Source organism: Oerskovia turbata (assembly GCF_000718325.1).
GTDB classification, from domain to species: Bacteria; Actinomycetota; Actinomycetes; order Actinomycetales; family Cellulomonadaceae; genus Oerskovia; species Oerskovia turbata.
In genome coordinates, this window is record NZ_JOFV01000007.1 from 66,176 (window position 1) to 80,507 (window position 14,332).

Consider the following 14,332-nt stretch of genomic DNA (forward strand, 5'->3'; position numbering starts at 1 on the left):
GCTCTTCGCCCCCCCCCCCGCCCCGCCGACCGGGCACGTGCGTCACACGACGACGAGCACCAGGTCCCCGCCCTCGAGCTGCTGGACCGCGCCGATCGCGACGCGCTGCACGGTCCCGCCCACGGGGGTCGTGATCGCGGCCTCCATCTTCATGGCCTCGACCGTCGCGACCGTCTGCCCCGCCTCGACGACGTCGCCCTCGTGGACGACGGGCGTCACGGCGCCCGCGAACGGGGCGGCGATCTGACCCGGCGCGGCAGGGTCGGCCTTCTCGGCGAGCGACGCGTCGACCTCGATCGACCGGTCACGCACCTGGAGCGGACGCAGCTGCCCGTTGAGGGTGAACATGACGGTGCGCATGCCACGCTCGTCGGGGACACCCACGGCTTCGAGGCCCACGAGGAGCTTGACGCCGCGCTCGAGCGAGACCTCGACCTCCTGGCCGGGCGTGAGGCCGTAGAGGTAGGCCTGGGTACCCAGGACGGACACGTCGCCGAACGCCGCGCGCGTCGTCTCGTAGTCCTTGGTCGGCCCGGCGAACAGCAGGTGGTTGAGGCGGTTGCGGCGAGCGGCCGAGTCGCCGTCGAGGTCCGCCTGGTCCTCCTCGCTGAGCGGCGTCACGGGTGTGCGCACGACGCGCCCCGCGAGAGCCTTGCTGCGGAAGGGCTCGGGCCACCCACCGGGCGGGTCCCCGAGCTCCCCACCCAAGAACGCGATGACGGAGTCGGGGATGTCGTACTCCTGCGGGTTCTCCGCGAAGTCCGCCGGGTCCGCGCCACGGGCGACGAGCTGCAGCGCCAGGTCACCCACGACCTTCGACGACGGCGTCACCTTCACGAGGCGACCGAGGATGCGGTCGGCCGCGGCGTACGTAGCCTCGATCTGCTCGAACCGGTCGCCCAGCCCGAGCGCGATGGCCTGCTGGCGCAGGTTGGAGAGCTGGCCGCCCGGGATCTCGTGCTCGTAGACGCGACCCGTCGGGCTCGAGAGCCCCGACTCGAACGGCGCATAGAGACGGCGCACGGCCTCCCAGTACGGCTCCAGGTCGCACACCGCACGCAGGGACAGGCCCGTGTCACGGTCGGTGTGCTCGAGACCCGCGACGAGCGCGGACATCGACGGCTGGCTCGTGGTGCCCGCCATGGCGGCGCTCGCGACGTCGACCGCGTCGACACCGGCGGCCACGGCGGCCATGAGCGTGGCCATCTGCCCACCCGACGTGTCGTGCGTGTGCAGGTGGACGGGCACCTCGAAGCGCTCACGCAGCGCCGTGACCAGGCGTGCCGCGGCAGCAGGGCGCAGCAGGCCCGCCATGTCCTTGATCGCCAGCACGTGCGCGCCGGCATCGACGATGCGGTCGGCGAGCTCGAGGTAGTAGTCGAGCGTGTACAGGGACTCGGCCGGGTCGAGCAGGTTGCCCGTGTAGCACAGGGCGACTTCGGCGACCGCGGTGCCGGTCGCACGGACCGCGTCGATCGCCGGGCGCATCTGCTCGACGTCGTTGAGCGCGTCGAAGATCCGGAAGATGTCGACGCCCGTGGCGGCCGCCTCACGGACGAACGCCTCGGTCACCTCGGTGGGGTAGGGCGTGTACCCCACGGTGTTGCGCCCGCGCAGGAGCATCTGCAGCGCGACGTTGGGCATGGCCTCGCGCAGCGCCGCGAGCCGGGCCCAGGGGTCCTCACCGAGGAAGCGCAGCGCGACGTCGTACGTCGCCCCGCCCCACGCCTCGACCGACAGGAGCTGCGGCGTCAGGCGCGCGACGTACGGGGCGACGGCGAGCAGGTCGTGCGTACGGACCCGGGTGGCCAGCAGGGACTGGTGGGCGTCGCGGAACGTGGTGTCGGTGACCTTGACCGCGGTCTCCGCGCGCAGCGCGCGGGCGAACCCCTCGGGTCCGAGCTCGAGCAGCTGCTGGCGGCTGCCGGGGACCGGCGCCACCGACAGGTCGAGGGCGGGGAGCTTGAAGGCCGGGTCGATCGCGCCCGTGCCCGGCCCGTGCGGCCGGTTGACGGTCACGTCGCCCAGGTAGCTCAGGAGCCTGGTGCCGCGGTCGGCGCTCTCGCGTGCGGCGAGCAGCTCGGGACGTTCGTCGATGAACGACGTGGACAGGTTCCCCGCGATGAACTCTGTGTCCGAGAGGACCGCCTGCAGGAACGGGATGTTCGTGCGGATGCCACGGATGCGGAACTCCGCCAGGGCCCGCCGGGCACGGCGCACGGCCGTCGGGTAGTCCCGGCCTCGGCACGTGAGCTTGACGAGCATCGAGTCGAAGTGGCCCGAGATCTCCGACCCCGCGGTCGCTGTCGCACCGTCGAGGCGGACGCCCGCACCACCCGGCGAGCGGTAGGCCACGATGCGGCCCGTGTCGGGGCGGAAGCCGTTGGACGGGTCCTCGGTCGTGATGCGGGACTGGAGGGCCGCGCCGTTGACGTGCACGTCCTCCTGGCGGATGCCCAGGTCCTCCAGGCTCTCTCCCGCCGCGATGCGCATCTGCGACGACACGAGGTCGATGTCGGTGACCTCCTCGGTCACCGTGTGCTCGACCTGGATCCGCGGGTTCATCTCGATGAAGACGTGCTGGCCGGCCCGCTCCCCCACGGTGTCGAGCAGGAACTCGACCGTCCCCGCGTTCTGGTAGCCGATCGACCGGGCGAACTTCACCGCGTCGGCGCACAGGGCATCGCGGATCGCCGGATCCAGGTTCGGGGCCGGGGCGATCTCGATGACCTTCTGGTGGCGCCGCTGGACCGAGCAGTCACGCTCGTACAGGTGGACGACGTTGCCCTGGCCGTCGGCCAGGATCTGCACCTCGATGTGACGTGGGCGCAGCACGGCCTGCTCGAGGAACATGGTCGGGTCGCCGAACGCGCCGTCGGCCTCACGCATCGCGGCGGCCAGGGCTTCGGGCAGGTCCTCACGCCGGTCGACACGGCGCATGCCGCGCCCGCCGCCGCCTGCGACGGCCTTGGCGAAGATGGGGAAGCCGATCTCGTCCGCGGCGGCGATGAGCTCGTCGATGTCCGCCGAGGGCTCGCTCGACGCCAGGACGGGGATGCCCGCCTCCTTGGCGGCCTTGAGCGCGCGCACCTTGTTGCCCGCGAGCTCGAGCACCTCCGGGGGTGGTCCGACGAACGCGATGCCCGCCTGCTGGCAGGCCCGGGCGAGGTCGGGGTTCTCCGACAGGAAGCCGTAGCCGGGGTAGATCGCGTCCGCACCGGAGTCCTTGGCGACGCGCACGATCTCCTCGATGTCGAGGTAGGCGCGGACCGGGTGACCCTCCTCGCCGATCCGGTACGCCTCGTCCGCCTTCAGACGATGCTCGGAGTTCCGATCCTCGTAGGGGAAGACGGCCACCGTCCGGGAGCCGAGCTCGTACGCCGCGCGGAACGCCCGAACCGCGATCTCCGCGCGGTTGGCGACCAGAACTTTCGAGAACACCAAGTACCCCATCCGTCATCGTGGGCCGGGCACGGGACACTCGCGAGAAGAGGTCCACGCACCCGCTCGTCACGGGCGCCGCTCCGGCGCGAGCCGGGGACGTCCAGAGGCGATCTTCGCACGGCCGAACGCGCAGGACGTCACCGGACGGGGGCGAGCGGGAGAAATGGTGCTCATCACCACGGGCCGGTCCGGCTCAGGACCAGACACGAGAGGACCCCGCCACGGGCGGGGTCCTGGGCTCTCGGGCGCCTCGGCGGCGCGGGGTGCTTCAGCCGGCGCTTCGTGCCCGACGGCGGAGCTCGAGCTCGTCCTCGGTCGGGACGACGTGGGACTCGTCGTCCCCCAGCGACTCGGCGGGCATGTCGCTCAGCGTCCCCTCGACCTCGCGCCAGACGCGACCGACCGCGATGCCGAACACTCCCTGCCCGCCCTGGACCAGGTCGACGACCTCGTCCGGGGACGTGCACTCGTACACGCTCGCGCCGTCGCTCATGAGCGTGATCTGTGCCAGGTCGTTCACCCCGCGCTCGCGCAGGTGCTCGACCGCTGTGCGGATCTGCTGCAGTGAGACCCCGGTGTCGAGCAGCCGCTTGACGATCTTGAGGACGAGGATGTCTCGGAAGCCGTAGAGCCGGTGCGTCCCCGAGCCGGAGGCGGAGCGGACCGTCGGCTCGACGAGGCCCGTGCGGGCCCAGTAGTCCAGCTGTCGGTAGGTGATGCCCGCGACGCGGCACGCCGTGGGGCCACGGTAGCCGGTGGTGGTGTCCTGCTCGGTGATGTCCTCGCCGAACAGCAGTCCCTGGGCCGCGTGGGAAACCGGAGCCCCAGGCTCCGCTCCAGCTCTGCCGCTGCTGTTCACTGTGCCTCCAAGGATGATGTGGACTCCACGCTAGGCCCGGGGCCACCGAGCGTCAACGACCGGGGCACCGAGCGGGTGAGCGTGTCGCACGCACCACCACCCGCCGCACCGTTCGCCCCTGGCCCGGACAGGCCCGCACCAGCGAGACGGTGGCCGCGCTCCGGACATGACCGCACGGCTACCGCTCCCCCGCCCCCTCGCCAGGTTCCGGAGGCCCGAAGTCCTCGGGCGAGACGTGCTCGAGGAAGTCGCGGAACTCGGCGACCTCCCGCTGCTGCTCCGGGTCGACGATCTCCACCCCGGCGAGGGCGACGATCTCCGCCGAGCACATGACGGGACTGTCCGTGCGCACGGCCACGGCGATCGCGTCCGACGCCCTGGCATCGACCCGCACCCCCGTGCTCAGCACCATCTCGGCGAAGAAGATCCCGTCGTCCAGAGCCACGATCTCGACCCGCAGCAGACCGACGTGCACCGCTTCGAGGACGTCACGGAGAAGGTCGTGCGTCATCGGCCGGGGCGCTGTCAGGTGCGCCTGAGCCATCGCGATGGCGCTCGCCTCCCGGGGGCCGATGATGATCGGCACGACCAGCTCGGCGGCAGGATCCAGGAGCAGCACGACGATCTCCTGCCCGGCGCCCTGCTGCTGGCGCACGCCGAGGACCTCGACAGGGACCATCGGCACCTCGTTGCTCACTCGTCCACCGTACGACGACGGACGCCGTCCGTCAGGAGGAGGGGCGCGCGCATCCCCTCAGGGCGCACGCAGGATCGGGGCCATCGGAGCGACTCAGCTCGTGAGGTCTCCCACACCCTGCCTGAGCCACACCGTGTGGAGCTTCGCGAAGAGCTCCCCCACCTCACCGGCCAGGGCGCCCGCATGTGCGCGCGCCGAGGAGGATTGCTGGCTGCGCCACGGAGCGACGACCTGCTCGACCAGGCCCACGTGACGGTCCGCCGACGTACGCAACAGGCGAAGGTGTCGCGGCTCGATCCCGTACTCACCGAGTGCAGCCGCGAGCTGGACGACCTCGAGCGACCACGCGTCGAGCTGACCACCCGGGGCCTGACGAAGGACGCCGGCCGAGATCAGCCCCTCGACCAGCGAGACGTCCACCCCGGCCGCGCTCGCGAGCGACTCGACCGTGTACCGCTGCCGGACGGACGCGGTCTCGGTCTCGCCGTCGCTCGCCGCCAGCCGGAGGGCAGGGTTCTCGACCGCCTCGCCGGCGTCGAGCGCCGCAAGGTTCTCCTTGATGACCTTGAGCGGGAGGTAGCGGTCACGCTGCTCGAGCAGGACGTACCGCAGCCGCTCGACGTCCGCCGGGCAGTACTGCCGGTATCCCGACGACGTCCGCTCGGGCTCGATGAGCCCCTGCTCCTCCAGGAACCTGAGCTTCGAGTGGCTCACGGTGGGGAACTCGGTGCGCAGGGCGCGCAGGACGTCCGAGATGCGCATGGTGGCGCGTCGTGAGATGCCCTGAGGCCACGGCTCGACGGACTGCTCGACGTCGACCTCGTCGGTCGATCGCGCGGTCAGCGCACCTGTGCCGTCGAACCGGTTCTCGTGCCCCCACGGGGAGCGTGCCGGCTGGTTCACGGGTGCTCTGCCGCGCCTTCCGCCGACCCCACGGGCAGGCCGAGGACCGGGCTCGTGTAGAAGGTGAGGCGATACTTGCCGATCTGCACCTCGTCGCCCGTGACCAGGGCCACGGCGTCCACGCGGTTGCGGTTGACATAGGTCCCGTTGAGCGAACCGATGTCACGCACGACGAACTGATCGTTGTCACGGACGAACTCCGCGTGCTTGCGCGAGACCGTGACGTCGTCGAGGAAGATGTCTGCGTGCTCGCTCCGACCGGCGACGGTCCGCTCGGCGTCGAGGAGGAAGCGCGAGCCGACCGACGGGCCACGCTGCATCACGAGCAGCGCAGAGTGCCGGGGTAGCGCCGAGATCGCGGCCTGCTCCTCGGCGGTCAGGCCCCCGGGCTGCGTACCCTCGTCGATAGGCAGCTCGATCCGTCCGAACGTGACGGTCGTGTCGCTGCCTCCCCGGCGTGGCTCCGCAGATTCACCTGGAGTGGTCATCTCGCCTCCTCGGGAGTTTTGACGCATTCAGAGCAAAATGCCTTGGGCGGAAAGGTACTACACGTCTCCGTGCACCCTCGTGCGGGTGGGGATGCGGGCGATACCCGTCCAACCCGTCCAACCTACCCCGCCGGGTGGGTCCGAGAAAAGTATCCGCCCACGTCACGAGCCCCCGGAAGGGTCAGTCTCCGCCTTCGGCAGGCACGGGCGTCGCGAACTCGGGGGCTTCCGGCTCGCGTGTGGAGGAGATCGTGATCAGGTCCTGCTGGGTGATCTTCGGAGTCGCGCCCTCGTTGCGGACCGAGGACATCGCTCCGCCGGGAATCTCGAGCGCCGTCTCGAGCGTCGACGGGTCGCCGATGGCCTGCCACTCGTAGGGGGACGAGATCTTCTGCCCGTCGACCACCATCCCCCTGCTCGTCTCCTCGAAGTAGGTGCTCGTGACCAGGCGGACCCCGTTGACCTCGACGACCTCCACGCCCGCGTTGCGCAGCTCTTCGAGGATGTTGAAGAGCTTGCTCGCAGGGATGCGCTTGTCCGCCTCGGTGATCGTCAGCGTGATCCCCGGCCCCTCTGCGGGCAGCCGGCCGGAGAGGATGCCCTGCGTCTGCGCCTGCTGCTGCGCGAGCTCGAGGGCGGCGCGCTGCTGACCCGACCCGGAGCTCAGCTCGTCACGCGTGTCCTGAAGCCCCTCCACGCGCGACTCGAGATCGTTCGCGCGCTGGGTCACGTCGTCCAGGAGGCGGACCAGGTCGCTCTGGCGCAGCGACGAGAGCTGCTCCTCCTGGGTCTGGCTCACCTGTACGGCCAGTGCGAACCCGAGCAGGGCGCACAGGAGACCGGCGAGGAGCTGCGAGCGGGTGACGCTCGGCCTCATGGCACGACCGAGCTTCGCCCAGCCGCCCGACGCGTCGCTGCTCGTCACGGCGGGCGTGACGGGAACGTCCCCGGTCGCCTCGTGGCGCCCGTGCGGCCGGTCCTGGCCCGACGACGGCGAGCCCGCGACCAGGGTCGGGGCAGCCGCATCGGCCTCCGCCCCCCGCCCGCCCTCGTCACCGGGAGCGGCGGGCGCATCGGGCACGTCAGGTTCCTCCTGCACGGCAGGTTCCTCGGGTGCGTCAGGCAGGGGCGCGTCCGGCGCATCAGTCACAGGCACCTCCGGCGCGGCGTCCGGGTCGGTCCCCGCGTCCGGCGCCACGGGTGCCTCGGCCGCAGCCTCGGCGTCAGGCTCGGACCCGCCGACGGGAAGGGTCTCCTCCTGGTCGACGGTCGAGGCGGCCGGTGTCGAGACGTCCTCGTCGAGGCCAACCGTCTCCCCCGTGGAGACATCTGCCACGGGTGCCTCTGGGGTCTCGGGCCCCTGCACCTCTGCCGTCTCGGGGTCCATGGGGCCGTCGTCCTCGGGGGGCGGGCTCGTCGTCATCGCGCCACCTACGCCTTGAACAGGTGCCGACGGATCGCGGCTGCGTTGGAGAAGATGCGGATCCCGAGGACGACGACGACGCCCGTCGAGAGCTGCGTGCCCACGCCGAGCTGGTCCCCGAGGAACACGATGAGGGCCGCGACGACCACGTTCGAGAGGAACGAGACGAGGAAGACCTTGTCGTTGAAGAGCCCGTCGAGCATGGCGCGCAGACCGCCGAAGAGCGCGTCGAGCGCCGCGACGACCGCGATGGGCAGGTAGGGCTGCAGGGCGACGGGAACCGTGGGTTGGAGCACGAGCCCCGCCACGACTCCGAGGACCAGTCCGACGACTGCGATCATTCCGTGCTCTCCTGCCCTGCGAGTGAACTGTCGGCTCCGGTAGGACGGGTCGTCGACGCGGAGCTCTCCGTCTCCCCCGTCGACGCGCCGTCCTGCCCGGTCGGCGCCTCAGGCTCGTCACCTGTGGCTGCCGTGGAGTCTACGGCGTGCGCGTAGAACAGACGTTGGATCCCGTTGCCCGGCAACGAGAGCTTGCTCTGCGCGATCCGGCTGTACTGGATCCCCCACGTCGAGCCGATGGTGCTCAGGTACCCGGGGGCCGCCGAGCGGGCGAACTCTGTCTCGAGCGTGGCGGGGTCCCCGATCGCCTCGACCCTGTACGGGGCGATCAAGGGCTGGAGGTCCACGAGGATCGCCTCGCCCGCGCTCCGGACGGCGCTGAGCGGCGTGAGGCGCTGCCCGTTGATCGCGATGGCCTCCGCGCCGGAGGCCCAGAGGGAGTTGACCACACGCTGCAGGTCGCCGTCCTGCACCTTCTTGTTGAGGGACTGGTCGTCCGCACCCACGCCCTCCGCAGCGTCGTTGAGCGTGATCACGAGCCCCGGCCCGGTGACCGCGATCGACCCGTTGGCGACGCCGTCGGTCTGGAGGGTCTCCAGCAGGACGGGGTCGACGTCGGCGAGGGCTTCGGTCTGCAGGGTCTCGATCTCCTCGCTGAGGGCCGTGGCTCGCGCAGACAGCGCGTCCACGTCGCTGCGCCGGCTCACGATCTCCTTCTCGAGCACCGTGCGCGCCTCGATCGCGGCCCCCTGGGGCGCACGGAGGTCGATCGTCGCCGTGGCCGTCACGAAGCCCAGGAGGACCGCGAGCGCGGCGACGAGGATCCAGGTGCGGGTCCTGCGCGGTGGTTCGTCCCCGGCGGCACGTCGCGCGGCCGCCTCGGCGTACCCGGCGTCGAGCGGGCGGTCCATGACTTCGGTGAGAAGCGTCATGGAGGCGTCGAGCGCCGGCTTCCCGTGGCGGGAGGTGCGCGCGTCGTTGCGGGGTGCGGGGGTCATCCTGCGGCCGTCTCCTGGGGGTCGGTGCGGGGTGCGACGAGCTGACGCGTCTGGCGGATGTACTGGATGCCCGCGAGCCAGTAGAGGCCGATGCCCCAACCGGTGAAGGCCCAGCCGATGATGGAGGCGGTCGCACCCAGGGCACCGGGGGCCTCGGCCAGCAGCAGGAGCGGGAAGGCGTAGAGGAGCGCGAAGGTCGCCGCCTTGCCGACGAAACTCACGGGGAGCGGGCCGTAGCCGTGGCGGGTGAGGACGGGCAGGAGGCACAGGAGGGTGATGTCACGGAGCAGGATCACGACGAGGACCCAGAGGGGAACGACGTCCCTCCAGGCGAGGCCGATGAGGGTGACCAGGATGAAGAGCCGGTCGGCTGCCGGGTCGAGCATCTGGCCGAGCTTGGTGACCTGGTCGAGGCGTCGGGCGAGGATGCCGTCGAGCCAGTCGGAGGCTCCGGAGATCGCGAGGACCGCGAGTGCCCATTCGTCGTTGCCGCGGACGATGAGGACGGCGAAGACGGGGACGAGGGCGAGCCGGAGCAGGCTGATGACGTTGGGGATCGTGAGGATGCGTGAGCTGACCTCTTGATCTGCTGCCACGCCCACCGTCCGTTGCTCCGTGCGTCTTGTGCATCCTGTGCTGTCTTCATCCTACGGTGGGCCATCCTAGGGCCGGGCAGGTACGGAGTGCCGGTATTTCGGGGTACGGGCGGGGCGTTGTGGTCGTTTGTTCCGGTTCGTGCGCTATGGGCGGTGGGTGGCGTGCGTGACAGGTGGCGCGGGGAACTTGGCGGGGTGCCGGGGCGTTGGGTTCCGCCTCCCCCGACAGGCGAGGGCGCGGCCTGTGCTCGACGTCACCGGGCGCCCGTTCCCCCTCCGGGCCGGGCGTCGCGTAGACTGGCGGCACAATCTGGAGTTCGTCGCTGTTCCCGCGTGTTCGTGTGAGTGTGGCCCGCCGCTGTCTTTGCGCGGGCGAGTCACCGGTGTGTGTTCGGGAGTGCGGCCAGTGGAGAGCCGACTTGGCGACCACGCGTAACTCCCACCCTCAGCGAAACGGTTGAACACATCTCCATGTCTCTTGACACCTCTGCGCCCTCGCACGCCCTCGACCAGCTCGAGGCCGCCCAGACGCCGGCTCCCGCCGAGCAGTCGGGCCCCACGTTCGCAGACCTGGGTCTGCCCTCGAACATCCTGAAGGCCGTGACGGATCTCGGCTTCACGATCCCCTCCGCGATCCAGGAGCGCGCGATCCCCGCGCTGCTCTCCGGGCGCGACATCACGGGCGTCGCCCAGACCGGCACGGGCAAGACCGCCGCGTTCGGCCTGCCGATGCTCGCCGCGATCGACCCGAACCTGGGTCGTGTCCAGGGCCTGGTCCTCGCCCCGACCCGCGAGCTCGCGATGCAGGTGGCCGAGGCCATCGAGTCGTTCGCGAAGCACGTGCCGGGCATCGAGGTCGTCGCGGTCTACGGCGGTTCCCCGTACCAGCCCCAGCAGCGCGCCCTGCAGCGCGGCGCCCAGATCGTCGTCGGCACCCCGGGCCGTGTGATGGACCACCTGGAGCGTCGCAGCCTGGTGCTCGACGACATCCGTTACCTGGTGCTGGACGAGGCGGACGAGATGCTCCGCATGGGCTTCGCCGAGGACGTCGAGAAGATCTTCGGTCAGGCTCCCAAGGAGCGTCAGGTCGCGCTGTTCTCCGCGACGATGCCGGCTCCGATCCGTCGGGTCGCTGCCCAGCACCTGAACGACCCGGTCGAGATCGCGGTGACGCGCCAGTCCTCGACGGTCACGTCGGTGCGTCAGACCTACTCGGTCGTGCCGTTCCGTCACAAGACCGGCGCCCTGGTGCGTGTTCTCGCGACGTCGGACGCGGACGCGGCGATCGTCTTCACGCGTACCCGTGGCGCGGCCGAGGAGGTCGGGTCGGCTCTCGTCGAGCGCGGCATCTCGGCGGCCACGATCTCGGGTGACGTGGCGCAGAAGGACCGCGAGAAGATCGTCGAGCGTCTGCGTTCCGGTGCCCTGGACGTGCTGGTCGCGACCGACGTCGCGGCTCGTGGTCTGGACGTGGACCGCATCGGCCTCGTCGTGAACTTCGACCTGCCGGGCGAGCCGGAGGCGTACGTGCACCGCATCGGCCGTACGGGTCGTGCCGGTCGTACGGGCGAGGCCCTGAGCTTCGTGACCCCGGGCGAGCGCAACCGCCTGAAGTTCATCGAGAAGACCATCCGTGCGAGCCTCGAAGAGGTCGACGTGCCCTCCCCCGCGGACGTCTCCGCGCACAAGGCTCGTCGCATCCTCGGTCAGGTCGCCGAGCGTCAGGCCGCCGGTCGCCTGTCGATGTACCGCGACCTGGTCGCGGCGCACGTCGCGGAGTCGGGCATCGACCCGATCGACCTCGCGTCCGTGCTGGTCGCCTTGTCTGTCGGTGACGACGGACCCAAGGCGCGCGAGGAGCAGGAGCTCTTCGAGGCGCAGCGTGCCGAGGCGAAGAACGCGCGCCGTGAGCGCGAGTCCCGCCCCTACGGTGACCGCGACTCGCGTGGCCCTCGTGAGGGTGGTCGTGGCGGGGAGCGCGGCATCCGTCGTGACGCCGTCGGGACCCGCTACCGTCTCGCCGTCGGGCACACGCACGGGGCCCAGCCGTCGGGGATCGTCGGCGCGCTGACGAACGAGGGCGGCCTCAACGGCAAGGACCTGGGCAAGATCGACATCTTCCCGAGCTTCTCGCTGGTCGACATCGCCACTCCGCTCGACGCCGCCACGATCGACCGTATCTCGCGCGCCCGCGTCGCGGGCAAGTCCCTGCGGATCCAGGTGGACCAGGGGGCGCCCCAGGGGGCCCGTGGCCCCCGTGCGGGCGGGTCGGCGCCTCGTTCGGGCGGCTACTCCGGTGGTCACTCGGGCCACGGCCCGGCCGGCCGCTACGACGAGCGTGGCGAGCGCAAGGCTCCCCGGTTCCGCGCCGGCGAGCGCTGAGCGCACCGAAGGGTCCTGAGCAGGACCGCTGAGCACGACGTGAGGGCCCCCGGAACCACCAGGTTCCGGGGGCCCTCACGCGTTGCAGGGTCGGGCTCCCGGTGGGTGCGGGCCTGAGCGGGGCCCGGTGCCCGACGGCGCCGCGTCAGTCCTCGTGCGCCTCACCGTGGGCCGCGACGAGAGCCGCCAGGCGCGCCGCCTCGCTCTCGCTGCGCCGAGCCCCGTCCGCACGCTGGATGCCCATGACCGCGAGCGCCTTGCCGTCCGACAGGTCGAGGCGCACCCAGGGGTCGCCGGGGCCGAAGCGTACGGAGACGACCTGGGGCCAGTCGAGGCGGCGGGTGAAGACGATGTTGTGGACGGTGAGGTGGTCGGGGGTGGCGGTGGCTCGTACCTGGCCGAGGCGCCACAGGATGAGGGCGCAGAAGGCGCCGACGCCGATCGTGGCTGCCTTGTTCCAGGCGGAGTCGGTGCCGGGGCCGGTGGCGACGAGGGCGACGAAGGTGCATCCGGTGAGGATGACGAGGGCGGCGGTGTAGGCGACGGCGGTGCCCCAGCGGGGGCGGAAGGGGGCGTAGGGGTCGCCGGGCAGGTGTTCGGGGGGTGCGACGTTGCTGCTCACGTTCCTATCCTCCCCTGTCGCTCCTGCGCGCACTGTCGGTCGGTGCCGGGAGACGGCACTGCCCGGGTGCCGACGCGGTGAGGCGTGGCGCCCAGGCAGCGTGGTGCTGTGGCCGGCTCCAGGGGCGTGCGGGGCGGCTCGGGTAGGTGTGTCCCGGCCTACGGGCCCGCGGGGGTCCCTGGAGGGGGGCTCAGAGGCGGCAGGCGTGGATCGAGGTGACGAGGATGGCGCGTGCCCCGACCTCGTAGAGGGCGTCCATGAGCTTGTTGGTCTGGTCGCGGCGCACCATGGCGCGCACGGCTGCCCAGTCGCGGTCGTGCAGCGGGGAGACGGTCGGGGACTCGAGGCCGGGTGTGAGGGCCACTGCGGCCTCGACGAGGTGTGCGGGCACGTCGTAGTCCATCAGGACGTACTGGCGGGCTGTGAGGACGCCCAGCAGGCGGCGGGTGAGCGTCTCCAGGCCGGTGGACACTGCGTCGTCGGTCACGGAGGCAGGGCGGATCAGGACGGCCTCGGACTTGAGGATGGGGTCGCCGAAGACCTCGAGGCCGGCTCCGCGCAGGGTCGTGCCGGTGGACACGACGTCGGCGACGACGTCGGCGATGCCGAGCTGGACCGCGGACTCGACCGCGCCGTCCAGGTGCACCACGGAGGCCGTGACGCCGTGGGTGCGCAGGTGGTTCTCGACCAGCACCTCGTAGGAGGTGGCCACGCGCAGTCCCTCGACCTGGTCGAGCGACGTGACGGTGCCGACGGGGGCGGCGTAGCGGAACGTGGAGCCTGCGAAGCCGAGCTGCATGTGCTCGACGGCCTCGGCGCCCGAGTCGAGCAGGAGGTCGCGGCCCGTGATGCCTGCGTCGACCGTGCCGGTGCCGACGTACACGGCGATGTCGCGGGGGCGCAGGAAGAAGAACTCGACGTCGTTGTCCGGGTCCGCGAGCACGAGCTCACGGGTGTCGCGGCGCTGGCGGTAGCCGGCCTCGCGGAGCATGTCGACGGCGGGCTCGGACAGGGAGCCCTTGTTGGGAACGGCGATGCGGAGCACGGGGGTCCTCGCGTTTCTTGGGGAGTTCGGGGAACGGGGCGGTCAGGGTGACCGATCACCCGGTCGGCGCCGGCGACGGCGGGCGCGCAGGGACGGACGGTGGACGACTGCGGACGACGGACATGCATGAGGGAAGCGACCCGGTGGCCTGAGCCTCCGTGCGCCTCCCCGTGGACCCGGACCTGGCCGGGTTCACAGATGCTTGTACACGTCCTGCAGGGTCAGGCCCTTGGCCAGGAGCAGCACCTGCACGTGGTACAGGAGCTGGGAGATCTCCTCGGCCGTCTTGTCGTCACCCTCGTACTCGGCCGCCATCCACACCTCGGCGGCCTCCTCGACGATCTTCTTCCCGATCGCATGGACACCGGCATCCAGCTCCGCGACCGTGCCGGAACCGGCGGGTCGGGTGGTGGCCTTCTCGGTGAGCTCGGCGAACAGCCCTTCGAACGTCTTCACCCGACCAGGGTAGTCGCCCGGCGGTGGGCGGGTGGACCTGTCCCGCCCACCGGTCACCGTCCGAGGTGACTGTGCGAG

13 protein-coding genes are annotated in these 14,332 nt (G+C 71.3%); 1 reads left to right on the plus strand and 12 read right to left on the minus strand.

Annotated features, from left to right (window positions below; genetic code table 11):
* Positions 1-42 precede the first annotated feature (42 nt).
* The 9 genes from IE95_RS0109260 to clsA all read right to left on the minus strand — a co-directional run bounded on the left by IE95_RS0109260 (position 43) and on the right by clsA (position 9,749).
* The gene (locus IE95_RS0109260; protein WP_030151343.1) at positions 43-3,441 is read right to left on the minus strand and encodes a pyruvate carboxylase; all 3,399 of its coding nucleotides are present in this window, start codon (positions 3,439-3,441) and stop codon (positions 43-45) included.
* 271 nt (positions 3,442-3,712) lie between these two features.
* On the minus strand, positions 3,713-4,303 hold the full coding sequence (locus IE95_RS0109265) for a MerR family transcriptional regulator (protein WP_036571713.1): 591 nt from the start codon (positions 4,301-4,303) through the stop codon (positions 3,713-3,715).
* 178 nt (positions 4,304-4,481) lie between these two features.
* Positions 4,482-5,000, minus strand: coding sequence for a bifunctional nuclease family protein (locus IE95_RS0109270; RefSeq protein WP_030151345.1), 519 nt, complete (start codon positions 4,998-5,000; stop codon positions 4,482-4,484).
* Positions 5,001-5,093: 93 nt separating this feature from the next.
* Positions 5,094-5,903, minus strand: a complete 810-nt coding sequence (ftsR, locus tag IE95_RS0109275) for a transcriptional regulator FtsR (RefSeq protein WP_338068452.1) — start codon at positions 5,901-5,903, stop codon at positions 5,094-5,096.
* Positions 5,900-6,391, minus strand: a complete 492-nt coding sequence (locus IE95_RS0109280) for an FHA domain-containing protein (RefSeq protein WP_051702946.1) — start codon at positions 6,389-6,391, stop codon at positions 5,900-5,902. Before IE95_RS0109280 ends, ftsR begins: the two co-directional genes overlap by 4 nt.
* A 181-nt stretch (positions 6,392-6,572) precedes the next feature.
* Positions 6,573-7,814, minus strand: a complete 1,242-nt coding sequence (locus IE95_RS19595; protein ID WP_051702947.1) for a DUF881 domain-containing protein — start codon at positions 7,812-7,814, stop codon at positions 6,573-6,575.
* 8 nt (positions 7,815-7,822) lie between these two features.
* On the minus strand, positions 7,823-8,155 hold the full coding sequence (locus IE95_RS0109290) for a small basic family protein (protein WP_030151349.1): 333 nt from the start codon (positions 8,153-8,155) through the stop codon (positions 7,823-7,825).
* Positions 8,152-9,153 carry a DUF881 domain-containing protein gene (locus IE95_RS0109295; protein ID WP_084690042.1) on the minus strand — a complete coding sequence of 334 codons (1,002 nt, stop codon included), beginning with the start codon at positions 9,151-9,153 and terminating at the stop codon, positions 8,152-8,154. The genes IE95_RS0109290 and IE95_RS0109295 overlap by 4 nt, the downstream gene beginning before the upstream one ends.
* Entirely contained in the window at positions 9,150-9,749 is a 600-nt protein-coding gene (gene clsA, locus IE95_RS0109300; RefSeq protein ID WP_030151351.1) for a cardiolipin synthase ClsA, read from the minus strand. Before clsA ends, IE95_RS0109295 begins: the two co-directional genes overlap by 4 nt.
* A gap of 471 nt (positions 9,750-10,220) precedes the next feature.
* Here clsA and IE95_RS0109305 point away from each other — a divergent pair, with 471 nt between their 5' ends.
* Positions 10,221-12,131 (plus strand): DEAD/DEAH box helicase, encoded by a 1,911-nt coding sequence (locus tag IE95_RS0109305; RefSeq protein ID WP_036571715.1) that lies wholly within the window; start codon positions 10,221-10,223, stop codon positions 12,129-12,131.
* A gap of 145 nt (positions 12,132-12,276) precedes the next feature.
* Here the strand turns inward: IE95_RS0109305 and IE95_RS21250 are convergent, their stop codons facing one another.
* From IE95_RS21250 to IE95_RS0109320, 3 genes are all read right to left on the minus strand, one after another.
* Positions 12,277-12,753: a PH domain-containing protein gene (locus IE95_RS21250; RefSeq protein ID WP_051702948.1), complete on the minus strand. Its 477-nt coding sequence runs from the start codon at positions 12,751-12,753 to the stop codon at positions 12,277-12,279.
* 190 nt (positions 12,754-12,943) lie between these two features.
* On the minus strand, positions 12,944-13,798 hold the full coding sequence (hisG, locus tag IE95_RS0109315) for an ATP phosphoribosyltransferase (protein WP_030151354.1): 855 nt from the start codon (positions 13,796-13,798) through the stop codon (positions 12,944-12,946).
* A gap of 192 nt (positions 13,799-13,990) precedes the next feature.
* Complete coding sequence (locus IE95_RS0109320) at positions 13,991-14,254, minus strand: phosphoribosyl-ATP diphosphatase (protein WP_030151355.1); 264 nt, start codon at positions 14,252-14,254, stop codon at positions 13,991-13,993.
* Positions 14,255-14,332: the final 78 nt, after the last annotated feature.

What these genes read in the sequence shown, in the direction of transcription:
- IE95_RS0109280 (WP_051702946.1), bottom strand. Translation starts at nt 6,391, where the DNA reads ATGACCACTCCAGGTGAATCTGCGGAGCCACGCCGGGGAGGCAGCGAC.
- IE95_RS19595 (WP_051702947.1), bottom strand. Translation starts at nt 7,814, where the DNA reads ATGACGACGAGCCCGCCCCCCGAGGACGACGGCCCCATGGACCCCGAG.
- IE95_RS0109290 (WP_030151349.1), bottom strand. Translation starts at nt 8,155, where the DNA reads ATGATCGCAGTCGTCGGACTGGTCCTCGGAGTCGTGGCGGGGCTCGTG.
- IE95_RS0109295 (WP_084690042.1), bottom strand. Translation starts at nt 9,153, where the DNA reads ATGACCCCCGCACCCCGCAACGACGCGCGCACCTCCCGCCACGGGAAG.
- IE95_RS0109305 (WP_036571715.1), top strand. Translation starts at nt 10,221, where the DNA reads ATGTCTCTTGACACCTCTGCGCCCTCGCACGCCCTCGACCAGCTCGAG.